This is a genomic window from Peribacillus sp. Aquil_B1 (assembly GCF_022603275.1).
In the GTDB taxonomy this organism is placed as follows: Bacteria; Bacillota; Bacilli; order Bacillales; family DSM-1321; genus Peribacillus.
In genome coordinates, this window is record NZ_JAKXEE010000001.1 from 1,723,481 (window position 1) to 1,747,132 (window position 23,652).

The 23,652-nt window shown below is 39.8% G+C and carries 21 protein-coding genes, 1 pseudogene and 1 riboswitch; of the genes and pseudogenes, 19 read left to right on the forward strand and 3 right to left on the reverse strand.

All coding sequences use genetic code 11. The features are described from left to right. Positions 1-74 precede the first annotated feature (74 nt). Genes MPH60_RS08600 through MPH60_RS08610 form a run of 3 tightly spaced genes read left to right on the forward strand, consistent with a single transcriptional unit; the run spans position 75 to position 2,412 of the window. A complete protein-coding gene (locus tag MPH60_RS08600; protein ID WP_241591057.1) occupies positions 75-836 on the forward strand; it encodes an SDR family oxidoreductase in 762 nt (253 codons plus the stop codon). A 27-nt stretch (positions 837-863) separates the two neighbouring features. After that, positions 864-1,367, forward strand: coding sequence for a hypothetical protein (locus MPH60_RS08605; protein WP_241590975.1), 504 nt, complete (start codon positions 864-866; stop codon positions 1,365-1,367). Continuing rightward, positions 1,360-2,412: an alpha/beta fold hydrolase gene (locus tag MPH60_RS08610; RefSeq protein WP_241590974.1), complete on the forward strand. Its 1,053-nt coding sequence runs from the start codon at positions 1,360-1,362 to the stop codon at positions 2,410-2,412. The genes MPH60_RS08605 and MPH60_RS08610 overlap by 8 nt, the downstream gene beginning before the upstream one ends. Before the next feature lie 182 nt (positions 2,413-2,594). Here the strand turns inward: MPH60_RS08610 and MPH60_RS08615 are convergent, their stop codons facing one another. Beyond that, the gene (locus MPH60_RS08615) at positions 2,595-3,194 is read right to left on the reverse strand and encodes a nitroreductase family protein (protein ID WP_241590972.1); all 600 of its coding nucleotides are present in this window, start codon (positions 3,192-3,194) and stop codon (positions 2,595-2,597) included. Between the two features lie 245 nt (positions 3,195-3,439). Here MPH60_RS08615 and MPH60_RS08620 point away from each other — a divergent pair, with 245 nt between their 5' ends. The 7 genes from MPH60_RS08620 (at position 3,440) to MPH60_RS08650 (ending at position 9,786) form a co-directional block, all read left to right on the forward strand. Further along, positions 3,440-4,417: a ring-cleaving dioxygenase gene (locus MPH60_RS08620; RefSeq protein ID WP_241590971.1), complete on the forward strand. Its 978-nt coding sequence runs from the start codon at positions 3,440-3,442 to the stop codon at positions 4,415-4,417. Positions 4,418-4,441: 24 nt separating this feature from the next. Continuing rightward, the gene (locus MPH60_RS08625) at positions 4,442-5,389 is read left to right on the forward strand and encodes a ring-cleaving dioxygenase (RefSeq protein WP_241590969.1); all 948 of its coding nucleotides are present in this window, start codon (positions 4,442-4,444) and stop codon (positions 5,387-5,389) included. Beyond that, a complete protein-coding gene (locus tag MPH60_RS08630) occupies positions 5,389-5,997 on the forward strand; it encodes an alpha/beta hydrolase (RefSeq protein ID WP_241590967.1) in 609 nt (202 codons plus the stop codon). The genes MPH60_RS08625 and MPH60_RS08630 overlap by 1 nt, the downstream gene beginning before the upstream one ends. Before the next feature lie 17 nt (positions 5,998-6,014). Further along, complete coding sequence (locus MPH60_RS08635; RefSeq protein WP_241590965.1) at positions 6,015-6,623, forward strand: flavin reductase family protein; 609 nt, start codon at positions 6,015-6,017, stop codon at positions 6,621-6,623. Between the two features lie 214 nt (positions 6,624-6,837). Next, positions 6,838-6,940, forward strand: a riboswitch (SAM riboswitch). Positions 6,941-7,023: 83 nt separating this feature from the next. Beyond that, on the forward strand, positions 7,024-8,418 hold the full coding sequence (mmuP, locus tag MPH60_RS08640; RefSeq protein ID WP_241590963.1) for an S-methylmethionine permease: 1,395 nt from the start codon (positions 7,024-7,026) through the stop codon (positions 8,416-8,418). Next, positions 8,408-9,370, forward strand: a complete 963-nt coding sequence (gene mmuM / locus MPH60_RS08645) for a homocysteine S-methyltransferase (protein WP_241590961.1) — start codon at positions 8,408-8,410, stop codon at positions 9,368-9,370. Before mmuP ends, mmuM begins: the two co-directional genes overlap by 11 nt. Positions 9,371-9,618: 248 nt before the next feature. Further along, positions 9,619-9,786, forward strand: a complete 168-nt coding sequence (locus MPH60_RS08650; RefSeq protein ID WP_162878727.1) for a hypothetical protein — start codon at positions 9,619-9,621, stop codon at positions 9,784-9,786. A gap of 424 nt (positions 9,787-10,210) precedes the next feature. Here the strand turns inward: MPH60_RS08650 and MPH60_RS08655 are convergent, their stop codons facing one another. Next, positions 10,211-10,582, reverse strand: coding sequence for a helix-turn-helix domain-containing protein (locus tag MPH60_RS08655; RefSeq protein ID WP_241591055.1), 372 nt, complete (start codon positions 10,580-10,582; stop codon positions 10,211-10,213). A 232-nt stretch (positions 10,583-10,814) separates the two neighbouring features. On the opposite strand from MPH60_RS08655, the gene MPH60_RS08660 reads away from it, so the two are divergent. The 8 genes from MPH60_RS08660 (at position 10,815) to MPH60_RS08695 (ending at position 20,061) form a co-directional block, all read left to right on the forward strand. Beyond that, complete coding sequence (locus tag MPH60_RS08660; protein WP_241591053.1) at positions 10,815-11,804, forward strand: asparaginase; 990 nt, start codon at positions 10,815-10,817, stop codon at positions 11,802-11,804. Between the two features lie 23 nt (positions 11,805-11,827). Then, a complete protein-coding gene (gene aspA, locus MPH60_RS08665) occupies positions 11,828-13,258 on the forward strand; it encodes an aspartate ammonia-lyase (RefSeq protein WP_241590960.1) in 1,431 nt (476 codons plus the stop codon). A 472-nt stretch (positions 13,259-13,730) separates the two neighbouring features. Then, positions 13,731-14,267 carry a DUF4309 domain-containing protein gene (locus tag MPH60_RS08670; RefSeq protein WP_241590958.1) on the forward strand — a complete coding sequence of 179 codons (537 nt, stop codon included), beginning with the start codon at positions 13,731-13,733 and terminating at the stop codon, positions 14,265-14,267. Positions 14,268-14,417: 150 nt separating this feature from the next. Further along, positions 14,418-14,861 (forward strand): CoxG family protein, encoded by a 444-nt coding sequence (locus MPH60_RS08675; protein ID WP_241590956.1) that lies wholly within the window; start codon positions 14,418-14,420, stop codon positions 14,859-14,861. 171 nt (positions 14,862-15,032) lie between these two features. After that, positions 15,033-15,296, forward strand: coding sequence for a metal-sensitive transcriptional regulator (locus MPH60_RS08680; protein ID WP_054395644.1), 264 nt, complete (start codon positions 15,033-15,035; stop codon positions 15,294-15,296). A gap of 226 nt (positions 15,297-15,522) precedes the next feature. After that, the gene (gene cls / locus MPH60_RS08685; protein ID WP_241590954.1) at positions 15,523-16,980 is read left to right on the forward strand and encodes a cardiolipin synthase; all 1,458 of its coding nucleotides are present in this window, start codon (positions 15,523-15,525) and stop codon (positions 16,978-16,980) included. An 892-nt stretch (positions 16,981-17,872) separates the two neighbouring features. Further along, on the forward strand, positions 17,873-18,622 hold the full coding sequence (locus MPH60_RS08690) for a (S)-benzoin forming benzil reductase (RefSeq protein ID WP_241590952.1): 750 nt from the start codon (positions 17,873-17,875) through the stop codon (positions 18,620-18,622). A gap of 176 nt (positions 18,623-18,798) precedes the next feature. Continuing rightward, on the forward strand, positions 18,799-20,061 hold the full coding sequence (locus MPH60_RS08695; protein WP_241590950.1) for a glycosyl hydrolase family 18 protein: 1,263 nt from the start codon (positions 18,799-18,801) through the stop codon (positions 20,059-20,061). 193 nt (positions 20,062-20,254) lie between these two features. Here the strand turns inward: MPH60_RS08695 and MPH60_RS08700 are convergent, their stop codons facing one another. After that, positions 20,255-21,496, reverse strand: coding sequence for an MFS transporter (locus MPH60_RS08700; protein WP_241590948.1), 1,242 nt, complete (start codon positions 21,494-21,496; stop codon positions 20,255-20,257). 222 nt (positions 21,497-21,718) lie between these two features. Between MPH60_RS08700 and MPH60_RS08705 the strand changes: the two are divergent. Continuing rightward, positions 21,719-23,432: pseudogene (locus tag MPH60_RS08705) on the forward strand (ABC transporter ATP-binding protein). Positions 23,433-23,652 lie beyond the last annotated feature (220 nt).

Sequence of the window (23,652 nt, forward strand, 5' to 3'; positions counted from 1 at the left end):
ATAATGATATAGACGGTTTTATATAAATAATACTTCATTAAGGAAGGGCTGAAAAGTTGACTACATTGAGTAATATGTTCGATTTGACTAATAAAACGGCTATCATTACCGGCGGCGGCAGAGGATTGGGCAAACAGATCGCCATGGCGTTGGGGGAGGCTGGTGCAAATATCGTCATTGCTTCTCGAAATCTTCCTGTATGTAAGGAGGTATGTGATGAATTGCAACTGATGGGTGTTAAAGCCGTCGCCTTTGAATGTGATATCACGGACGAGAGTGCCATCGACCATGTCGTCCAGGAAACGGTTGCCCAATTTGGCACGATTGATATTCTTGTCAATAATAGCGGTACGTCCTGGTCAGGTCCTCTTTTGGATCTTCCTAAGGATAAGTGGGAAAAAGTATTGAATGTCAATGTTACAGGTACATTCCTGTTTTCACAGGCTGTTGCGAAGGTCATGAAGCAGCAAAATTCCGGAAAAATCATAAATATTGCATCTGTGACGGGTCTTGGCGGGACGTTTCCCGAGTTATTGGATACGATAGCTTATAACACCAGTAAGGGTGCCATCATTACAATGACGAAGGATTTAGGAGTTAAACTTGCTAGATACGGCATCCAAGTAAATGCAATTGCACCTGGATTTTTCCCGACTAAAATCACGAAGAAAATTCTAGAAAAATCCAACTATGACATATTAGGTAAAACTCCGGCTGGCAGGTTTGGCGATGAAAATGATTTAAAGGGCGCTGCCGTATTTTTAGCCTCACAGGCTTCTGACTATATGGTTGGTCATGTTTTGATCATTGACGGTGGAATATCGGCATTAGTGTAAACGTAGGAGAAAGGAAGGAAGAAATATATGGCGGAAAAATCAAATTTTTATAAAGGGCTTAAATTACTAGGCGCACAAAAAGAACAACAGCTTAATGGGAAAATTCAGGATTTACTAAATAATCGAGAGTTAATAGAAGCAGTAAGCGACAATGCCCAAATGCAGATTCCAAGAATAAATAGAATGCTGGAAGCCTCAGAAAGAATGTCCATCATCATGAATTACCCAACAAAAAAAGATGTAGCGGGAATCGCGAAATTAGTGATCCAGCTCGAAGATAAAATTGATAGGTTAGAAGATTTGCTCTCCACACTTGTTGAGGATGGGGGCGGGAACGTCAGAGGTAATGCTTCAGTTCGCAATAAACGCAATGCTTTTTCATCCCGAAGTAAGAAACAGAAGTCAAGTTGGGATTCCATTGAAATGGAAGGGAGTAAAAAAAGGATCGCGAATTTTTTAAACGATTCCTTATTGATAAGTGCACAGTTGCCTGAGTTTGATTCTTTTAGACAGGGGAATTCAAATGTCTAAACGGAAAGTGCCGAAAAATCAATCCAAAACCATACCCAAGTGGAAACATTTTTTGGATATTCCCAATCAGCCGATGCCTCAAATGGGACTGACGCCTAAAATATCAGTGTGGAAAAAAAACAAATCATCGCTTTGGTATTATCCGTCGGCACAAAAAAAATATGATGTGCCGGTTTTTCTTATATATTCACTAATCAATACACCTTTGATTCTTGATCTGTCCCCAGGGAATAGTTTAATAGAAGCTTTTGTAAATGAAGGTTTTGATGTATACTTGCTTGATTTTGGAAGTCCGGGTTTTGAAGATGGCGAAATATCGATCGAAGATTATATCGCCGATTATATTCAAAAAGGAGTGCAGCGTGCATTACGCCACTCTGGCGCATCAGAAATTACAGTAATGGGATTTTGCCTCGGCGGTACAATAGCGGCAATATATGCTGCCATTGCAGACGAGCCAATCAAGAATTTGATTCTCTCCGTTACACCGATAGATTTCAGTGCCTCAGAATTTTTTGATCAGTGGCAGGAAGCATTAAAAGAAGGTACCGTGAATTTCGACGAGACGATTGATATTTATCAAACGATTCCAGCCAGTGCTGTTAAATATGGAATCCGTTTAATTACATCTCCTATCTATATATCACCGTATTTATCATTATTGAATCAAGCGGATGATGAAGAATACGTTAAGAATTGGCGCCGCTTCAATGCGTGGGCCAATGGGCATGTGCCGTTATCCGGCGCAGCTGCCAAACAAATAACCAAAGACCTCTTGATAAAAAATCGCTTGGTTAATGGGGGGTTTAAGGTAAGGGGGAAAAAAGCGAAGCTATCGAAAATTGATGCTAGTGTTTTGGTCATTGCAAGTAAGTATGATCGATTGGTCCCACAGGAAATGATTTATCCGGTAATGGAGCATTTAACATGTAAGGATAAAACATATAGCCTGCTGAAAAGTGGACATGCTGCTAAACAATATTCCGGTGGACTCCCTTATTATTTGAAGGAATGGCTACCAGAGCGTTCTTCACCAATTCAATAGGTTACCGGGGGGAAGTGAAATGTACGTGTTTAACGCCAGTGAGGAAATCAAAATCATGCCGGTTGTAGAATATATAGGCTTTGCGGCATTGATATTTTCAAGATTTTTTGCAACATTTCCCGATTACTAAAGTGAAATATATGAAAGGGCTGGCTCGGTATGTAGGGCCAGCCCCTATTGTCTCATTGAAAATATTTCACTCGTTCTTCAAGTGGTGAGAAGTCTTTATCGCCAGGCTCTGCAGTGGGTTTTCCAAAAGGCATCTGAGCGATGAGTTTCCAATCGCGTGATATATCCCATGTCTTTCTCACTTCGTCATCGATTAAAGGATTATAATGCTGAAGGCTTGCACCAAACCCTTCGATTTCCAAGGACGTCCATACGACAAATTGTAAAATGGCAGACGATTGGTTCGACCAAATTGGAAAGTTTTCGGCATACGTTTTGAATTGTTCTTGAAGCCTTGTTATAGTGGCCTGGTCTTCAAAGAATAAAACCGTGCCATAACCATTTATAAATGACTTCATTTTTTCTTCCGTTTTATCAAAATCTTTGTCACCGACAGCTTTTCTTAATGTGTTTTTCGTGATATCCCATAATTGGTCGTGGCTTTGACCAGTCAAAACAATCACTCTTGCACTTTGGGAATTGAAAGCGGAAGGGGAATATTGAACGGCATGATCGATAACTTCTTTAATCCTTTTATTAGGGACAACACGTTCCTTGCTAAGGGAATAATAAGAGCGTCTATCTTCAATTGCGCTAAAAAAATCTTTAGCCATATATCATACCTCCATTCATTATACCGACTTATTTTGACCTGATTTTATTATTTTATGAAAAGTGAATACGGGTGAAATTAGTTGAATGAAAATGGTTGACAAATTTATCGCTATCATTTATCTTTAAATCAAGATATTTGTATTAAAAGCATTATACATTAGGTTAACTACCTCGAATTCGAGATATTATTTGCTGATTAATTCATCTCCGTAAGGGGAGATTTATAAAGATAGGAGTGGTAAGGATGGAATTAAAAGGATTACATCATGTTTCGGCGATTACAGCTAAAGCGGGAAATAACTTTGATTTCTACACAAAAGTCTTAGGGATGCGATTAATCAAAAAAACGGTGAATCAAGATGATGTTCGTGTGTATCACTTATTTTATGGAGATCAAATTGGTTCTCCGGGTACGGAATTAACGTTTTTTGAAATTCCCAATGCTGCCCGCACTCATGAGGGAAACAATAGCATTTCAGAAATTTCTTTAAGGGTGAGAGATGATGAAGCTCTAGGATATTGGAAAAAACGATTTGTGGAATTCAATGTTGAGCATGATGAAATATCGAGCCGTTTTGAAAGGAAGGTGCTTTCTTTTAAAGATCCTGAAGGGCAGAGGCTACTTCTGGTTTCAGATCAGGATAATAACGGCGTTCAAGGAGGAGCACCATGGGATGGAAGCCCGGTACCGAAAGAGTATTTCATCCTTGGATTAGGACCGGTAAAACTTACTGTACCTAATATTGAACAAAAAGAAAGAGTTCTTTCCGAGGTATTGGGGTTCAGGAAATCAGGCACATATCCTTCTTCAATCAGGGGGCAAAATCCAATTGTCGTTTATGAGACTGGTGAGGGGGGAACGGGAGCGGAACTTCATATTGAAGAAAGGAATGACATTCCTCGGGAAAGGTTGGGGAGGGGTGGAGTACACCATGTTGCCTTTCGGGTGGATAATGAAGAAGAACTGAGAAAATGGGTAGAAAAAATTAGTGAATCAAAATTCGTTAACTCTGGATATGTGGACCGCTTTTATTTTCGTTCACTTTATTTTAGGGAGCCGAATGGCATATTATTTGAACTAGCTACTGATGGACCTGGTTTTGCAGTGGATGAAGCAGAGCAGCACCTAGGTGAGAACCTTGCCCTGCCGCCATTTTTAGAATCAAAAAGAAAAGATATTGAATCGAATTTAAAACCACTGAATACAAAATCAACAAATTAATCAACGGGGAAGGAAGTAATCGGCATGCAAAAGCAAAATGCAGGAATACATCATATAACCGCAATTGTAGGCAATCCTCAAGAGAATGTGGATTTTTATGCTGGAGTGTTGGGGATGCGTATGGTTAAGAAAACCGTTAATTTTGATGATCCAGGCACCTATCATTTATACTTCGGGGATGAATCAGGTTCACCGGGCACTATCATCACTTTCTTTCCTTGGCCTGGGGCATACCGAGGGACAATTGGCTCCGGACAAGTGGGGATTACAACATATGCCGTTCCGGAAGGATCAATGGGCTTCTGGGAAACGCGTTTGGGTAAATTTAACATAGACTTTGAAAAGATTTCCCGTTTTGGCGAGGAATATCTAGGCTTTCAGGACCCACATGGATTGCAACTTGAACTGGTTGAGCGTAAAGAGGGTAAAAATAGCGAGTGGTCATTCGGCGGTATACCAGCTGACAAGGCGGTCAAGGGATTCGGCGGTGCTGTATTATTGACTTCGAAACCGATCAAAACGATGGAACTATTAGAGGAAGTGCTGGGTTTGCAAAAGATGGGGGAAGAGGGCGATTTCATCCGCTTCAAATCCACATCGGACATCGGAAATTTGATAGATGTTAAAAAAACGGTTTTGCCTAATGGGAAAATCGGAGTGGGAACTGTCCATCATCTTGCATGGCGTGCAAGCGACAATGAAGATCATAAAGAATGGAGGGAGCATATCGCAAAGCATGGCTATGCCGTGACTCCCTTTAAAGACCGCCAATACTTTGATGCCATTTATTTCAGGGAAGATGGAGGCATACTCTTTGAAGTTGCCACAGATCCACCTGGATTTGCTAATGATGAAACGAAGGAAACGATGGGAAGTAAATTAATGCTGCCGCCATGGCTTGAAGAAAAAAGGGAGATCATGGAGAAAACGTTACTGCCGGCAGTGCCGAGGGTACTAGAGGAGGATAAATGATGAAGCATATTTTTCAAAAAGGAAGTAATCCAGATGCACCGTTGCTTTTACTTTTACATGGCACTGGCGGAACGGAAACGGATCTTTTGCCATTATCGGAAATGGTTTCACCGGGATCATCCGTACTCAGCGTACGGGGAAATGTACTCGAAAACGGAATGCCCCGTTATTTCCGCCGGCTGGCTGAAGGAGTTTTTGATGAAGAAGATTTGATTTTCCGTACGAAGGAGCTTTATGACTTCTTGGAATCAGCGTCCGGACAATATGACTTCGATCGTGACAGAGTGGTGGCATTAGGTTATTCTAATGGTGCAAACATAGCAGCAAGTTTAATGTTCCATTTCGAAGGGGCATTAAAAGGAGCGATTCTTCATCATCCAATGGTGCCTAGACGCGGCATTGCTTTGCCGTCCCTTTCGGATATACCTGTATTCATCGCTGCAGGTAAAAACGATCCGATTTGCCCGGCCGCAGAAACTGATGAACTTAATCAAATTTTACTGCAAGCTGGTGCTGCGGTGGATGTTCACTGGGAACACTACGGTCATCAGTTAACACGTTCAGAGGTTGATGCAGCAAGTTCATGGTTTCAAAAGAACTTTTTATAAGAATGAGAGGGATGAAGATGATTTCAGTTAATCCTGAAAGCCTTACTGAACGGGAAAATTATAAGTTTTTGACTGGAAGCATCATACCAAGACCAATAGCCCTGGTTACGACACAGTCCGAAACCGGTACAATCAATATAGCTCCGTTCAGTTTTTTTAACATAGTCAGTTCCAATCCTCCGATGATTTCCATTTCAGTTCAACGGAAAGAAGGAGTTTCGAAGGACACGGCCCGAAATGCAATTCAAACAGGTGAATTCGTAGTTCATATCACTGATGAAGATAATGTTGCTGATGCAAATCGAACGGCCAAGGAACTCCCGTCTGACGAAAGTGAACTGGGTCTTACCAATTTCACACAGGCTGTTAGTGATAAGGTGTCGGTACCAGGATTGCAAGAAGCGAAGGTACGCTTTGAATGCACATTGGAGCATGCGATACCGTTGGCAGGTTCGAAGAATAAACCTGGTTGTGATTTATTGATCGGGAAAATAGTCTGCTATCATATAGAGCAGGAGATTTACCATAATGGCCGAATTGACCAGAATGGGCTAAAACCTGTAGCAAGATTAGCGGGTCATACTTATACAAAACTAGGGGAATTATTTGACATAGAACGACCTTAAGGAATATGAAAGAAAAATGGCGTCACCTTTTAAGGTGTCGTCATTTTTTTTCGGTTAGCATTATCTGCATCTAATACTGTAAGCGACTGTTCCAAAAACAGTTCATATCTATGCCAAAGGTGCGATGTTCGTTTGGACTTTAAAGGAATTCTTTACAAACCGAAACAAAACTTGACAATTTTTTCATAGATTGATAAAGTTATAAAAAAATAATTTCTTATCCAGAGAGGTGGAGGGACTGGCCCTATGAAACCTCAGCAACAGGTCTGCAATGACACTGTGCTAATTCCAGGGGGTGAAACCTTGATAGATAAGACCGTACGTGTTTATTTGTCAGTAACGCACTCTTTTTTAGAGTGCGTTTTCGTTTTTTCTGGATGCAAGATAAAGGAGAGTAAGCATGGAGAACAAAAGGAAGCATGATTTTCAAAGGGAAATGCAGGCACGGCATATAATAATGCTATCGCTTGGCGGGGTGATTGGAACAGGTTTATTCTTAAGTTCGGGTTATACGATTCAACAGGCTGGCCCATTCGGCACCATCCTTTCGTATCTGATTGGGGCATTAGTGGTTTATCTAGTCATGCTATGTCTAGGTGAACTGGCAGTACATATGCCCGAGACAGGTGCGTTTCATAGCTACTCAGCTAAATACATAGGTCCTGGGACAGGGTATACAGTAGCCTGGTTGTATTGGCTAACTTGGACTGTTGCACTAGGTTCGGAATTCACGGCTGCAGGATTGTTGATGCAGAGATGGTTTCCATCAATCAATGTCTGGATATGGAGTGCGCTATTTGCCATTTTGGTCTTGGCATTAAATGCGTGGACCGTTAAATTTTTCGCTGAATCCGAATTCTGGTTTGCGTCTATAAAGGTATTTGCCATTGTGATTTTTATTATTTTGGGAGCAGCGGCAATGCTGGGTTTTATTCCAATAATTCATTCACAATCCGCTCCGTTATTCTCCAATTTTACAAGTGAAGGTTTATTTCCGAATGGTGCTTTTGCCATTCTAATGACGATGCTTGCGGTGAATTTCGCATTCTCTGGAACTGAATTAATCGGAATTGCAGCTGGAGAAACTGTGAATCCAGAAAAAACGATACCAAAGGCAATACGTATGACATTATGGAGATTGATTATCTTTTTTGTAGGAACCATCGTTGTATTATCCGCATTATTGCCTATTTCGGATGCCGGCGTATTAGAAAGCCCCTTTGTGGCAGTTCTTGAACGAATTGGTGTGCCGTATGCAGCGGATATTATGAACTTTGTCATATTAACTGCCATTTTGTCTGCTGCAAACTCGGGACTGTATGCATCATCCAGAATGCTTTGGTCACTTGCAGATAAGGAAACTATATCACCAATATTTGCAAAATTGACAAAACGGGGAGTTCCGATAAATGCAGTCCTTTTCAGTATGTTGGGCGGCTGCTTAGCCCTGTTCTCGAGTATTATTGCACCGGATACTGTTTACATAGTGCTCGTATCCATTTCTGGACTAGCCGTGGTGGTAGTTTGGATGAGTATTAGCGTGTCACAGTTTCTATTTCGCAGAAGATATATAAACGAAGGAAATTCAGTAAATGACTTGGCTTATCGAACGCCATTTTATCCACTCGTGCCAATCGTTTCTTTTATGCTATGCCTGGCTTCTTGCATAGGAATTGCATTTGATCCTACACAACGAATTGCACTATATTGTGGCATTCCATTTATTTTGTTTTGCTATGGAAGTTATTATGTGACAAAAACCATAAAGAAAAGAGGAGTAGATCATGAACAATAAAACTAACCCAATTGACGCTATTTTACGAGATCATTCAGTCATGATTTTGGACGGAGCTTTAGCTACAGAGCTAGAGAGGCATGGATGTGATTTGGACGACCCGCTCTGGTCTGCACGTGTATTACTTGAAAATCCAGAAGTGATTTATCAAGTGCATTCTGACTACTTTCGTGCTGGAGCGGACTGTGCGATTACTGCTAGCTACCAAGCCACTGTTGAAGGTTTCGCCCTCCGTGGAATACAAGAAAAAGAGGCTTTGGAGCTAATCCGTAAAACGGTTTTACTCGCAAGAAAAGCAAGAGATAATTTTTGGAAGGAAGAAAATCAAATGCTTAGGCCTAAGCCATTGGTTGCTGCATCTGTTGGCCCTTATGGGGCTTATCTTGCAGATGGTTCAGAGTATGTAGGAAACTATGGTGTATCGGATGAAACTTTAACTGCATTTCATCGCTCACGAATATCAGCGTTGATTGAAGCAGGAGCTGACCTTTTAGCATTTGAAACGATTCCTTCCCTGCAAGAAGCAAAAGTATTATATTCGTTATTGAAGGATTATCCAGAAGTGTATGCTTGGATATCCTTTTCATTGAAAAATGAAAAAGCGATAAGTGACGGCACATTACTCGAGGAGTGTACAAGATTGTTTGGGGACAGTGAGCAAATTGCAGCAATCGGCATCAACTGTACGCCAGTATCATGTATCACGGAAGCCATCCAAGTGTTGCGTGCAAACACGGATAAACCAATCATTGTTTATCCGAATTCAGGTGAAACATATAATCCAGAAACTAAAACATGGCATGGTCAAGAATCATGTAACAGGCTCGACCTGAAATCTGAAGAATGGCACCATGCAGGGGCGCGTTTAATTGGAGGGTGCTGCAGAACGGCACCACATCATATTGAAGATATTTCAAGAAAGTGGCGACCTTCCGTGGTGGTATCCTCCTAGCCCTTGATCTGTTATAAACTGTTATAAGGAATGAAAGTAGTATATAGACCATAAAAAGGAACAGGAAGCGTCATAATCAGGCGGTTCCTGTTCTTTTTGAACTCATTATCCAAATTCGAGTTATCTGACTACTATTTCTTAGGCTAAAAAGAAACCGCTCCAAAAACAGTTATAGGAGAAATTAAATCATATTATTTGTGTGCTTGGGAAAACTAAACAAACAATGAATAGAAAGGAGAGAAATGAGTATGAGCCGTGGTAAAAATTTTAATCACAAAGAAAAAGGCCATCCTGGAAATTTACCTAATAATAGAATTAGCGAAGAGAAGGAACACAGCCGGCAGTATGAACAAATCGAAGATATTGTCACACATGAAGCTTTTAAAAATCGGGAAAAAGAAGACGAGATGCCTTAATATATTGATATTTCATGCGGGGGGAAAAACCATGAGCTTTAGCTATGGTTTTTCTTTCATTACTAATAAATCAAGAGGGAAACAGATATCTATCATACCTTGTTGAAAAGGATGTAAGCTAAATAATAAGCCGACTTTCTTCTATATAAATAATTAAAACTTAAATTTCTCAGTTCGGGGGATCATTAGTTTGAAGTCACTAAGTCGGGTTAGTGAGTAAAATCTGTCTGCATTGTCATTCAGAAATTAATTAAGGGTAACGTCTAAAAAGGGCGAACTTAATTAATCAGAACCGACTTATCCTAACTGGTTAAAACCCTGGAATTTTTACAGCTTTAGGTTTAAATCTTGCCAAGTACATCGTGAATATTATAAGAACCTAGTACGGTTCGTTCCCCATATACAAGTCCAATGCCAATTTCTGCTATGTTTCATTTTGTTTATCGCGATTTAATTCCACTTCTCGTTTTGCTCTAATAAAAGCGACAAATTGAATCGTCTCCTCTTCAGATAGAGAGATTCCATCAACGGCTAGCTTCATATTTGGTAAATCCGTTAATTCCATGACTTGTGATTCTGTGGTAATATCTTTAGCTGGATGATCTATTCGGCCTAGAATGTAATCAGTGGATGTATCATATAGGCTTGCCAATAAATTAATCGTTTCTAATGAAGGGCGGCGGTGGCCCGATTCATAACCTGCATAGGTACTCTTGGCGATTCCGAGTCTGTCAGCGGTATATTGCAAAGACCATCTTTTGGCCTTCCTTAATGTAGTCAATCTATTTAAAATCATCATTCTTATTACTCTCCTTTTATATAAATCCATTATAACATCAATTTGGAATAAGTGTACGCGTAATGAATAATTTTAGCTTGATTTCAATATGAAACATGACTATAATAACATGTGGTGTACGCGTAACATGTACATTTGCAGTGAAACATCCTTTTCTGAAATGATAAGAATGATTGTGAAACAGGGAGGCAATATAGGGGGTAGTATAATGGAGAAGTTGAAGTCGAAAATCAAGAAGTTGATGTTGATTACTACAGGTGGTACAATTGCATCGTTAGAAGGAAAAAATGGACTAGTTCCAGAGATGAGAGCTGACGAAATTTTAGGTCACCTACCGGGATTGGATTTACTATGCAAGATTGATAGTAAGCCTTTGATGAATATTGATAGTACAAATATGCAGCCGGAAGATTGGTCAGAAATGGCACAATCCATCCATGAACACTACCATGATTACGATGGCTTTGTGATTACCCATGGAACAGATACAATGGCTTACACTTCAGCTGCGCTCTCATATATGTTACAAGATTTAGGGAAACCAATCGTCATTACAGGTTCTCAGATACCAATTGCCTTTAAAAAGACAGATGCCAAAAGAAATATCTCTGATGCGATCCGGTTTGCGTGTGAAGATATTGGAGGAGTATATGTTGTTTTTGATGGTAGAGTCATCCAGGGAACGAGGGCCATTAAATTGAGAACGAAAAGCTATGATTCGTTTGAAAGTATTAACTATCCTTATATTGCTACCATATTCAAAGATAAAATTGAGTATCTAAAGCCAGTTCATCCACCAAAGAATAAGGAAGCTAAGTTAGATGCTTCCCTATGTACAGATGTTGCTTTGGTTAAGTTGCATCCCGGTATTAAGCCTGAATTCTTTGATTTCCTGAAAAATCAATGTCGGGGAATCGTAATTGAAAGTTATGGAAGCGGTGGTATTCCTTTTCAAGGAAGAAATATTTTAGAAAAATTGAACGAGTTAGTACAATGTGGAATATCCGTAGTCATTACTACCCAATGTTTAGAAGAAGGGGAAGATATGGATATTTACGAAGTGGGACGAAAAGTGAACAAGAATGTCATCATTCGTTCCAGAAATATGAATACAGAAGCCATCATTCCTAAGTTGATGTGGATTTTAGCCAAGACACGGGATCCTAAAAAAGTGAAGGAAATGATGGAAACACCGATTGCAGAGGACATCACATTCTAGAACAAACAAAGGGGCAAGAGGAAATGTTGATTGAAGAGAGAACATACCGTATCGAGAAAGACTTTCTTGGGGAAAAGGAAATTCCGGCAGATGTTTATTATGGAATTCAAACTCTACGCGCTGTAGAGAATTTTCCGATTACCGGTTACAAAGTCAATGAAGAAATGATACGTGCACTAGCGATGATTAAAAAAGCAGCCGCTTTAGCAAATATGGATACCAAACGGTTATATGATGGTATTGGAAGCGCTATCGTCAAGGCTTCTGAAGAAGTGATTGATGGAAAGTGGCATGAATATTTCATCGTTGACCCAATTCAAGGAGGCGCGGGGACATCGATGAATATGAACATTAATGAAATCGTTGCCAACCGTGCGTTAGAACTTATGGGACACAATAAAGGTGATTATGTACATGTTAGTCCAAATAGCCATGTTAACATGTCGCAATCAACCAATGACGTATTCCCTACTGCCATTCATTTATCAACACTACGACTTTTAGAGCAATTGTTGCAAACAATGAATAAGATGAGTACGGTCTTAAAGAATAAAGCAAAACAATTTGATCATGTTATCAAAATGGGACGCACACATCTTCAGGACGCAGTGCCAATTCGCCTTGGTCAAGAATTTGAGGCTTACAGTCGTGTTTTGGATCGCGATATAAAACGAATCAGTCAATCACGTCAACATTTATATGAAGTGAATATGGGAGCAACAGCAGTGGGAACGGGATTGAACGCAGATCCGCGTTACATTGAAAATGTTGTTACATATTTAGCTGAGATCAGTAACTTGCCGCTTGTAGGAGCAGAACATTTAGTGGATGCAACTCAAAATACGGATGCTTATACTGAAGTGTCAGCTTCATTGAAAGTATGTATGATGAATATGTCTAAAATTGCTAATGATTTACGTTTAATGGCTTCAGGACCAAGAGCGGGATTAGGGGAAATCACACTTCCAGCTCGTCAACCAGGTTCATCCATCATGCCAGGAAAAGTAAATCCAGTAATGCCAGAATTGATTAACCAAGTAGCTTTCCAAGTGATCGGGAACGATAATACGATTTGCTTAGCATCAGAAGCAGGACAACTGGAGTTGAATGTAATGGAGCCAGTGCTTGTATTCAACTTATTGCAGTCAATCAGCATTATGAACAATGCTTTCAATGTCTTTACAGATTATTGTTTAGAAGGCATTGAAGCAAATGAGCAACATTTAAAAGATTATGTCGAACAAAGTGTTGGAGTGATTACAGCAGTCAACCCGCACCTTGGATACGAAGTGGTTTCACGTATTGCGCGTGAAGCGATATTAAAAGGCAAATCAGTTCGCGAACTATGTTTACAATATGATGTACTGACAGAGGAAGAGTTGGATCTGATTCTGAATCCTTATGAAATGACAAAGCCCGGCATAGCGGGAGCGTCTCTTTTTGATCGGCAATAACCAGTATATTAGTAGAAAGCATTAATCTATCTTATTCTTGATGTAATGACTATGCCTTTAGGACCGTTGGTTTTAAGGCATAGTCATTAATTTATATACCTCTGAAAAGTTACCCGACAGTTCGTCAACTGCTTGTGGTAATCAAAAACTGAATATTCCGATATTTTACCGTTGGTCTAATCTTGTATGGGTTTAGCATTCCATAAATCCTCATCTCCCATAGATTATCTAAGGGAGATGAGGAAGTTTGAGCTCAGGAGATTTATATAAAAAATGTGGCTCACTTGAATGGCTTAATCGGTTTTAATCTTCCATTTAAAGATTTTTTTGAACGAAGGGTATGTGTCCAAAGTTCCGATGAATATAAATGGTAAGGGTAAAATAAATGAAATGACATATGCAATTTTTCATTTTTATTAAGATTTTCAATATAGTATAATCAGTCATTTCCAGGTGGAAAAGGAGGATAACTTTGAAACAAGGTAATCGTTTTATCCGAAGCGCTACATTTCTAATGGTCGCATTTCTCATGTTTAGTGGGCAGGCTGCATTTGCTTCATCAGATTCAATATCATCGCAATCCACGCCAGACCTTTTGATTAGACAGATCATGGGTTTAGCCTACGAATCCCATCAATCCATTAGCAGTGGACCATTTTCTGTAGGTGATTCGTTGAAAAAAGTGGAAAAAGCCTGGGGTGCACCGGAAGATTTAAGTACCGTTGCAGCCAATTATTGGAGCCATAATGTTCGATTCCTCTATGACGGTTCAACAGGCAGAAAGACGATTACCGCCATTGATGATTTTGATCCGCAATTGCAAACCATCCATTTATCCATGCTGAAGGAATTGGTCGGTGAACCTGTAAGTGAAGTGGAGCAAGAAGGGATGTTCTATGTCACTTATACCGATTACGCAAACTATAAAGTGGTCTACGTATTTGAAAGCGCCTGGATTAACCCAGATCCAAGATTAAATATGTATACGGTTGAATTTGCGTCAGATTAATAAGTCAAAAAAGGATCGTCCCTTTATTGCAGAGGGGCGATTCTTTGCTACCGCCGGGAGAATGTTATTTAAGAAACTAATCCGTTCTATTCAATATTGTTCAGCCATACATTAAAAAGATGTAAGTAGAATGAATAAGGGGGATTTGCTTTGTCAGAAGGTGTGCATAGTATCATTTTACCTGTTTCAATAAAAACAGTATGGGGATTTGTAAGTAGTATAGATCGCTGGGCACCTCTTGTCCCAGGATATATCAATCATGAGATGATAAATGAGGAGACGCTTATTTGGGAGTTTAAAAGCGATTTGGGATTAATGAAGAAGAAAATTAAACTTGAAGTGAATATATTGGAATGGATTGAACCTGATAAGGTAACATTTAATCTTAAGGGAATAAATGAAAAATTTGATGGGCATGGCTATTTTTTAGCGGAACAGTGCGGAATTGGACAGACTAAAATGACTGGCTGCCTGGCGATTACGGCAAAAGGTACCAAAGCCCCAATCGTTAATGCTTTGTTAAAAACCTACGTTCCCCAAATGACGATCGAGTTTTCTGAGGCAGTTGCACAAAGTCTCCTTGTACAAAAATAGAAATTACATATTGGAGCTGTCATTATTGGATAATGGCACTTGACAATTATACCTTATTGGTATGTATTATAAATTGTAATATTCTTTATAAAGCCTTTGTTCAACTGAATGGGTTTTATAATGGATGTCAGGATAGGATTCATAAGTAATAGGCAGGGTAGGAGGCCTCACATGGAGTATGATAAGCAGGTTAAAAATAGAGTGAAGCGAATTGAAGGACAGCTTCGTGGGATATTGAAGATGATGGAGGAAAACAAAGATTGCAGAGATGTAGTAACACAGTTATCTGCCACTAGATCTGCAATCGATAGGACAATTGGGGTAATAGTAAGTTCCAATCTTGTGGAATGCGTCCGTGAGGCAAATGAATCAGGAGAAAAGAATCCCGAAGAGCTAGTGAAAGAAGCTGTGAATTTATTAGTGAAAAGCCGGTAAGCAATTATATGATTGTTAACTGGAATTTTTAAGACAAAGATTATTAGACAACCTGGCCAATCTGAGAAAATTCAGTGTCCGGGGTGGATGTATTTTTTTAATGGGCCTCTACATGAAGAGGTCCATTTTTGTGAATTCTCTGTTTTCATTTCTAATAAGCAAATCCTTTGATATAAAGAATTTGCATGGTATCCTTAAAGGGATAAAAATTGAGTGAGGGTATGCTATGGAATTTACGCATGTTACATCGGTTTTGCTCGGCCTCGTCATCATTCTAAATATTTTATTTGCCACGATTGTCATATTTTTTGAAAGAAGGGAAGCGAGCACGACCTGGGCTTGGTTATTGGTTTTATATTTTTTGCCTGTAGTCGGTTTTATTTTATATCTCCTTTTTGGAACAAGTTTAAGGCACGCACACTTATTCCAATGGGAGGATAAGAAGAAGATCGGGATCGAAGAAATCATTGATAAACAGATGGAAGAGCTTTCAACGAATCATTTTCCTTTTCGAAATGTTTCTTCGAGTAATTATCGTGATTTGATTTATATGCATCTCCGGAACAATGATGCCGTTCTTACTGAAGATAATGAAGTCGATATTTTTACGGAAGGGAAAAATAAGTTTGACCAGCTTTTTAAAGATATAGAAGCGGCCGAAAACCATATACATATACAATATTACATCATTCAAAGAGACGGCCTGGGTAAACGATTCATTGAAGCTTTGACTAAAAAAGCGAATGAAGGCGTCAAAGTTAGGCTGCTTTATGACGAGCTGGGTTCTAGAGGGATGACTAAACGTTTCTTCAGAGAATTTAGGCAGGCTGGAGGACGAGTGGAGGCATTCTTTCCATCCAAATTAAAATTCATAAACTTACGACTGAATTTCCGTAACCACCGAAAGCTCGTCATCATAGATGGAAAAATTGGGTATGTTGGAGGCTTTAATGTTGGAGATGAGTATTTAGGGCTTAATCCAAAATTTGGTTTTTGGCGTGATACACACCTTCGAATAAAGGGGTCGGCTGTCAAAGCCATTCAAACCCGTTTTATCTTGGATTGGAATCAGGCATCAAAACACCACGATATAACGTATCAGCCTCATTATTTCCCTATTGTAAAGCCTCAAGGAAATATAGATTTGCAAATAGTGACAAGTGGGCCGGATTCTGAATGGGAACAAATTAAAAATGGCTATATTAAATTAATTTCTTCAGCAAAAAAATCGATTCTCATTCAAACGCCTTACTTCATTCCGGATGCAAGTTTATTGGATGCACTCAGGATTGCCAGCTTATCAGGGTTAGATGTGAAAATCATGATTCCGAATAAACCTGATCACCTTTTCGTTTATTGGGCAACAACTTTCAATGCAGGGCAGCTATTAAGAGCGGGTGCTAAGATATACATCTATGATAACGGTTTTATTCATGCGAAGATGATCGTGGTGGACGAAGAGGTCTCCTCGGTGGGGACAGCTAACATTGATGTCCGTAGTTTTAAATTGAACTTTGAAGTCAATGCCTTCATTTATGATGAAGGAATGGCCGAAACACTGACAAGAATTTTTTATAAGGATGTCGAAGTATGCAGGCAGCTTACAATTGAAGAATTTGAAAAGCGTTCAAAGTGGATTCGTTTTAAAGAGTCCATTGCAAGGCTGGTATCACCGATATTATAATTTTTAATTTAAACGGACCATTACTACATGGTCTGCTCAGGCTGTAGACAAATTCGAGAAATGGAGTTTGCCTGCAGTTTTTTTCTGTATGAAATGTTCCAGTTGTTCAGAAATCCGCTCCCTTTTAGTTGTAGACAAAATTGTTATTAATTGAGTTTCCAAAAATCGTTGATTTCCTCTCCAGGCACTCGCTTTCCGCGGGCGGTCCGGGAGCCTTCTCGGCGTCTTTGCGCCTGCGGGGTCTCCCCAGGACTCGCTTTTCCCGCAGGAGTCTCGCACCTTCCGTTCCAATCAACTTTGCTTTAAATAAGATGAAACTTCTTTTGTCTACATACTCAATAATTGAGGCTTCCTGCAGTTTTTTTAAAAATTACGGAGCTTGATTTCATAAATCCGCTCCCTTTTAGTTGTAGACAAAATTGTTATTAATTGAGTTTCCTGAAAATCGTTGATTTCCTCTCCAGGCACTCGCTTTCCGCGGGCGGTCCGGGAGCCTTCTCGGCGCCTTTGCGCCTGCGGGGTCTCCCCAGGACTCGCTTTTCCCGCAGGAGTCTCGCACCTTCCGTTCCAATCAATGTTGCTTTAAATAAGATGAAACTTCTTTTGTCTACATACTCAATAATTGAGGCTTCCTGCAATTTTTTAAAAAAGTACGGAGCTTGATTTCAGAAATCCGCTCCCTTTTAGCCGACTGTCAGCCTAGCCGCATCAAGGCAAGCGACTGTGGGGTCTTGTCTAGCCAGTTATTCGGCAGGAGTGTCGTAAATTTTCTTCAATCCAGAGAGAATTTTAAAAGTATAACCAAGTTTTGTTTTAAATCATGGTACGGGGTGTGACCATTCGGAACGCCCTTTTGATACAATAGTTTATATCGATAAAAGGGGGAAAAGCCGTGAAAACGTTTATTATCACAGGAGCTTCAAAAGGTTTAGGTGCTGCCATCGCCAAAGGGTGTTTGCAGACGAGTGATCATTGCATATTAGTTTCCCGTACAGCCAATCCTGAAATGCAGCGGCTGGCTGACCGATCTGGGAAGAAACTTACATTTATTTCGATGGACTTGAATGAAACTGAAAAGTTACCTTCCTTAGTCAATGAGTTGCTTGCAGTTGTCGATGATACAAGTGACATTTACTTCATTAATAATGCAGGCGTTATTGAACCAATAAAGCCGGTAGGAAAACTTGGTATGGTAAATTTGGAAACAAGCATGCGGGTGAATTTCATGGCACCCATCATATTGGCTGATGAATTCATTAAACGGACAAAGGACTGGAACAGAAAGAAGGTTATGGTGAACATATCATCAGGTGCAGCTAAAAATCCTTATCATGGCTGGGCCGCCTATTGCAGTACTAAGGCGGGGCTAGAAATGTTTACAAGAGTTGCAGGGGTGGAGCAGGATAAAGAGTCTTTCCCTACGTCTCTCATATCTTTTTCACCTGGAGTAATGGATACGGAGATGCAAGGGACAATCCGGTCAGCAGACGAAAGGGACTTTTCCGATCGAAACAAATTTCATCAATATAAAGAGAAGGGCATGTTAAGAAGCCCCGAATTTGTGGCGGATAAACTTTTGCAGCTTCTTGAATCGGAAGATTTGGAGAATGGGAAGTTCTATGATATTAAGAATTTACTTTAATGAATAAAAGCATGTGAAACGAAAATAGCGTGGGGTTGTCTTTTTGGACAGCCTCTTTTTTAAGTGATCAATTATTATATGAAAGATCAAGATATCATTAAGGAAATATGATAATTCGTTCTATCCAATTACCTGAATAACATAAACTTTTTTGGAGGGAGTTTGGAGGGCTATGAATGACAATCATTATTGTGAAAAAAGGTGACAGCCTTTGGGAAATTGCCAGAAAAAATAATATTGAACCATCGAGGTTAATTGAAGTCAACGGTTTGGAATCAACAGCTTTGGTTCCTGGCCTGGCATTGTATATACCTGATGAAAAAGCGGTGAATCGAAGGTATCTAATTAAAAGTCAGGATACCCTTACTAATATCGGCAGTCGTTTTGGAACGAGTGCAATGGCAATTATGGAAGCCAATCCAGGAATCGTTGCAAACTCGCTTAAAGTCGGTACGGAAATTTTGATTCCGTCTCCTTACAAAAATCAATTGATTACACTGGGTTTTGCCTTTCCGACAACTGGTGGAGCTGTATTTGAAACTCTTGAGGAGAATGGTGATAAATTATCATATTTAGCCATTGTAGCTTATTCGTTTACAACGGAAGGAAATGCATACGTTGATGGTGATGATCTCCCGCTAATCGCGAAATGCGAGCAAACCGGGGTGACGCCCCTACTGATGATCCGGAACTTTCAAGATGGTGATTTTGATGCTGATTTGGCGGGTGATGTCCTTGCTAGTACAGTATACAGAGCTAATTTAATCAATAGCATGCTGAATTTTGTTAGGGAAAAAGGGTATGGGGGCGTCAGTATGGACATCGAATTCATTCCACCTGCTCGGCGTTCGGATTATGTGCTTTTTTTAAAAGAACTAAAGGAGGGGTTGAATGAACTGATCCTTCATGTGAACGTACATGCAAAAACAGCGGATAATCCTGATAATCGAATTGTAGGGGGCCATGATTATCGGGGGATCGGAGAGGCAGCCGACCTTGTTGCTGTGATGACCATAGATTATGGGTATCCTACTGGCCCGCCTGAACCCATTTCCCCACTTTGGTGGATGGGCGAGGTTCTTCGTTATGCTTTGATGAATATACCTGAATTTAAATTGCAGTCGGCATTTCCTATGTATGGATACGATTGGATAGTACCAAGCCACGAGACGAAAGCTTTATCTGCTCAAAATGCCCAAAATCTTGCCATTGCAACTGGCGCTGAAATAACTTTTGACACGACTGCGGCATCACCTACCTATGCTTATCAAAGAGAAAATACGAATCATGTGGTTTGGTTTGAAGATATTCGATCGATAAGCGCAAAATATGAAATGATTGATGCATATGAACTGATAGGTGCAACTTATTGGCAGATTGGCTTAGAATTCCCTCAGAATTGGGCGTTTATAGAAACGAATATCTTGATTATTAAATAATGGGTCAGGAGGTGATTAGAAGCGTTATATTTTCCCTTGTTTGGTTGTGCATCTTTTATCAGGGCCAAGCCAATCACACCTAAAAGAATTTAAAAGGAGCCAATATCATTTGACTTGCTATGAACCAATAAAAAGGAGCCATGGAAAACCAAGGCTCCTTTACTTTAACGGTTAACCGAATGGAATGCATGCATCATCTAGGAATATTTGATGACCCATTTGGCATCGAATGCTCATGTTGTTTTCCCTGAAAGTCTTTCTTTTTGATAATTGCATAAAGAAAGGCAAGGAATATCAGGGTGGAAGAAAATTGGAATGTTGTTTTCACACTGTATGTTTCCGTTATATAGCCCAATAGTAAAACAGAGACGGCAAATGTAAGATTGATGACCGCTCCCCAAACGGCATGAATTTTTGCAAGAGTCTTTTCCGAAGCATAATCTTGGAATAGCTTGGCATAGATCACTTCCCGGATTTGTTCCGGGAGACCATACAGGCATGCCAGCAGCAAAGCCAAAGCAGGAATACTGGTAGTTCCAAAAAGCAGGGTTAGCATTGAACTGAGTAATAGCCCGAAAGTGATGAAGAATCCTATATATTTTTCTAGTAACTTGGTAAAACGGATGACGATCCATCCACTGAATATCATGCCGACAAAGTAGCTTGTGTTAATATATCCCCACCATTCCTCACCCAGTTGCAGGTTCTGTTCAACATATACATATATAACGGCAGCCACCCACACGCTTGAAGCCAAAGTAGTTATAAAATCAATGGAAATGAGTGTACGGATAGTTGGGATTTGTTGAATCGAAACCCATCCGGATTTAATCGAAGCCCAGTTTGACGGAACAACAGAGTCCGTCGCTCGTTCCGAGACTTCTATTCTCCTTGTATAGAGCGTTGAAACGGCAAAAAGCATGACTGTAAGCCAAATAATGAAACTGCTGTTGGTACTTATCAATAAGACGGAACCTAGTGGCCATCCTGCTACAAAGATGGTCTGGGTGATCATATTCAAGAAACCATTCGCTTTCATCCGTTCTTCTTTTGGAACTAATTGAGGAACCAAAGCTGCGCTAACCGGGGCAGCGACTCCATCCAATAATGAAATGGAGGCAATGAAGCAAATGACGGCAACAGCAAAACCATGATTGAAATTTGTTATAAAGATTCCGAGTCCAACGAGTAAAATGGACTTCCACCATTGAGATTGTACAAGGATTCTTTTTAAAGGAAACCTGTCGATGACAATAGGGGAGAGTAAACTGCTGATAAACCGAAAAATCGTTGTGGTAAACGGAAGCAAGCTCAAATAAAAGGCAGATCCCGTCAAAGTATATAATAATGAAATCAACCCGACTACATAAAATATATCCCCTAGATTTGCAAAAGCCTGACCAATCCAAAGGTATCGAAACGATGCGTTTCTCATATATACCATCCTTTTTAAGAAAATAAAGTTCATGGTTATTTAGAATGGTAATAATTTTTACACTGGATTCACTCCTTATTTTACTAGATTGCATGAGCCGGGTTGGGCTGTTTTTATATAGATGATTTTACCATAATATGAACATGGGGGTTCTGAAATGCTTGCTGAATATTGAATATGGAATTATACTCCTTAATATATGTAAAAAAGGAGAAAAATTAGATGATTCGACGTTTTGCTTCATATTACCTGCCGCATAAGCGGTTATTCATTATTGACTTCTTCAGTGCAGTGGTCGTGGCTGTACTTGAACTTGCATTTCCGCTAGCTGTTCAGTGGTTTATAGATACACTGCTGCCTGGCGACGACTGGTCTGCAATTGTTTCGGTAAGTGCCGGTTTGTTCCTCCTTTATATCATTAGTACCTTCTTGCAGTTCATCGTAGGGTATTGGGGTCACAAATTGGGTATCAATATCGAGACTGATATGCGTGAAGAATTATTTGAGCATGTGCAGAAGCAATCTTTTCGTTTTTTTGATAACACGAAAACCGGGCATATCATGAGCCGTATAACCAATGATCTATTCGATATTGGTGAACTTGCCCACCATGGTCCCGAAGATTTATTCATTGCCTTCATGACTTTTATAGGCGCATTTTGGATTATGTTGACAATCAATGTGAAATTGGCACTCGTATCGGTTTGTATTTTACCGTTCCTCGTTTTATTAATTGTCATAAGTAATTTAAAGATGAATAAAGCCTGGAAGAAAATGTATACAGAAGTTGCAGATGTTAATGCCCGTGTGGAAGATAGTGTCTCTGGAGTGAGGGTTGTACAATCCTTTACTAATGAAACATATGAAATGAAAAGATTTGCTACTAATAATCGCAGATTCCGTAAAGCGAAACTTCTTGGATATAAGGTTATGTCCTTTAGCTTATCAGGGATTTACATGATGACAAGGTTTATGACCCTTGCCGTGTTGGTGATTGGAGCTTGGCTAACTTTTCATGGGCAGCTCTCTTATGGTGAACTGGTTGCATTCGTCTTATATGTTAACGTATTGTTTAAGCCGATCGACAAAATCAGTGCGTTGATGGAACTCTATCCAAAAGGGATGGCCGGATTTAAGCGTTTTACTGAACTTCTGGATGTCGCGCCTGATGTCGTGGATAAAAAGGATGCAATAGAGGTAACCCCCCTTTTAGGGGATATTTCCTTTAAAGATGTTTCTTTTAACTATGAAGACAAAAAGCCAGTTTTAAAAGGTATTGATTTAACAATTAAAGCTGGTGAGACCATTGCTTTTGTCGGTCCTTCAGGAGCTGGGAAAACGACAATATGTTCTTTGATCCCAAGATTTTATGATGTTAAGGACGGTTCAATATCCATTGATGGAATTGATATTCGTGAGATGACGAAAAAGTCATTGCGCTCACAAATTGGCATAGTCCAGCAAGACGTGTTTCTATTCAGGAACAGTAAAAGAGAACATTGCGTATGGAATGCTTGGAGCATCGGATGAACAAATTCAAGATGCCGCAAGGAAAGCCCATTTGGAGACCTTCATTGAAGGACTTCCAGAAGGCTATGAAACTCAAATAGGTGAACGCGGCTTGAAATTATCTGGAGGACAAAAACAACGAATTGCAATAGCAAGGATGTTTTTGAAGAATCCGCCAATATTAATTCTCGATGAGGCAACCTCTGCACTCGATACGGAGACGGAAAGAATCATTCAGCAGGCTCTTACTGAACTAGCTGAAAACAGGACTACGTTAATCATCGCACACCGATTGGCAACCATTCGAAACGCTGACAAGATCGTGGTTGTTACGGAGGAAGGAATTGCTGAAGAGGGCGGTCACGATGACTTACTTAAGCAGGGGGGCATTTTTGCCAATCTGCATCAATTACAATTTCAAAAATGATAAAAAGCTATATGTCCCATAAGGACATATAGCTTTTTTAATAGAATGGAGTGGAATTCAATTCAGGAAGATTTCACATAGTTTCAAAGGTAGGTAATCGAAAAAAAGATGAATCATTTACCTTTTCCAAAGGATGATAATGCTTCAGCGTACGGAGGCAGGTGTTCTACCAAAAAAGACTTGGAGTCGTTCCATGTCTTTTTTTATTAAAAAAAATCTA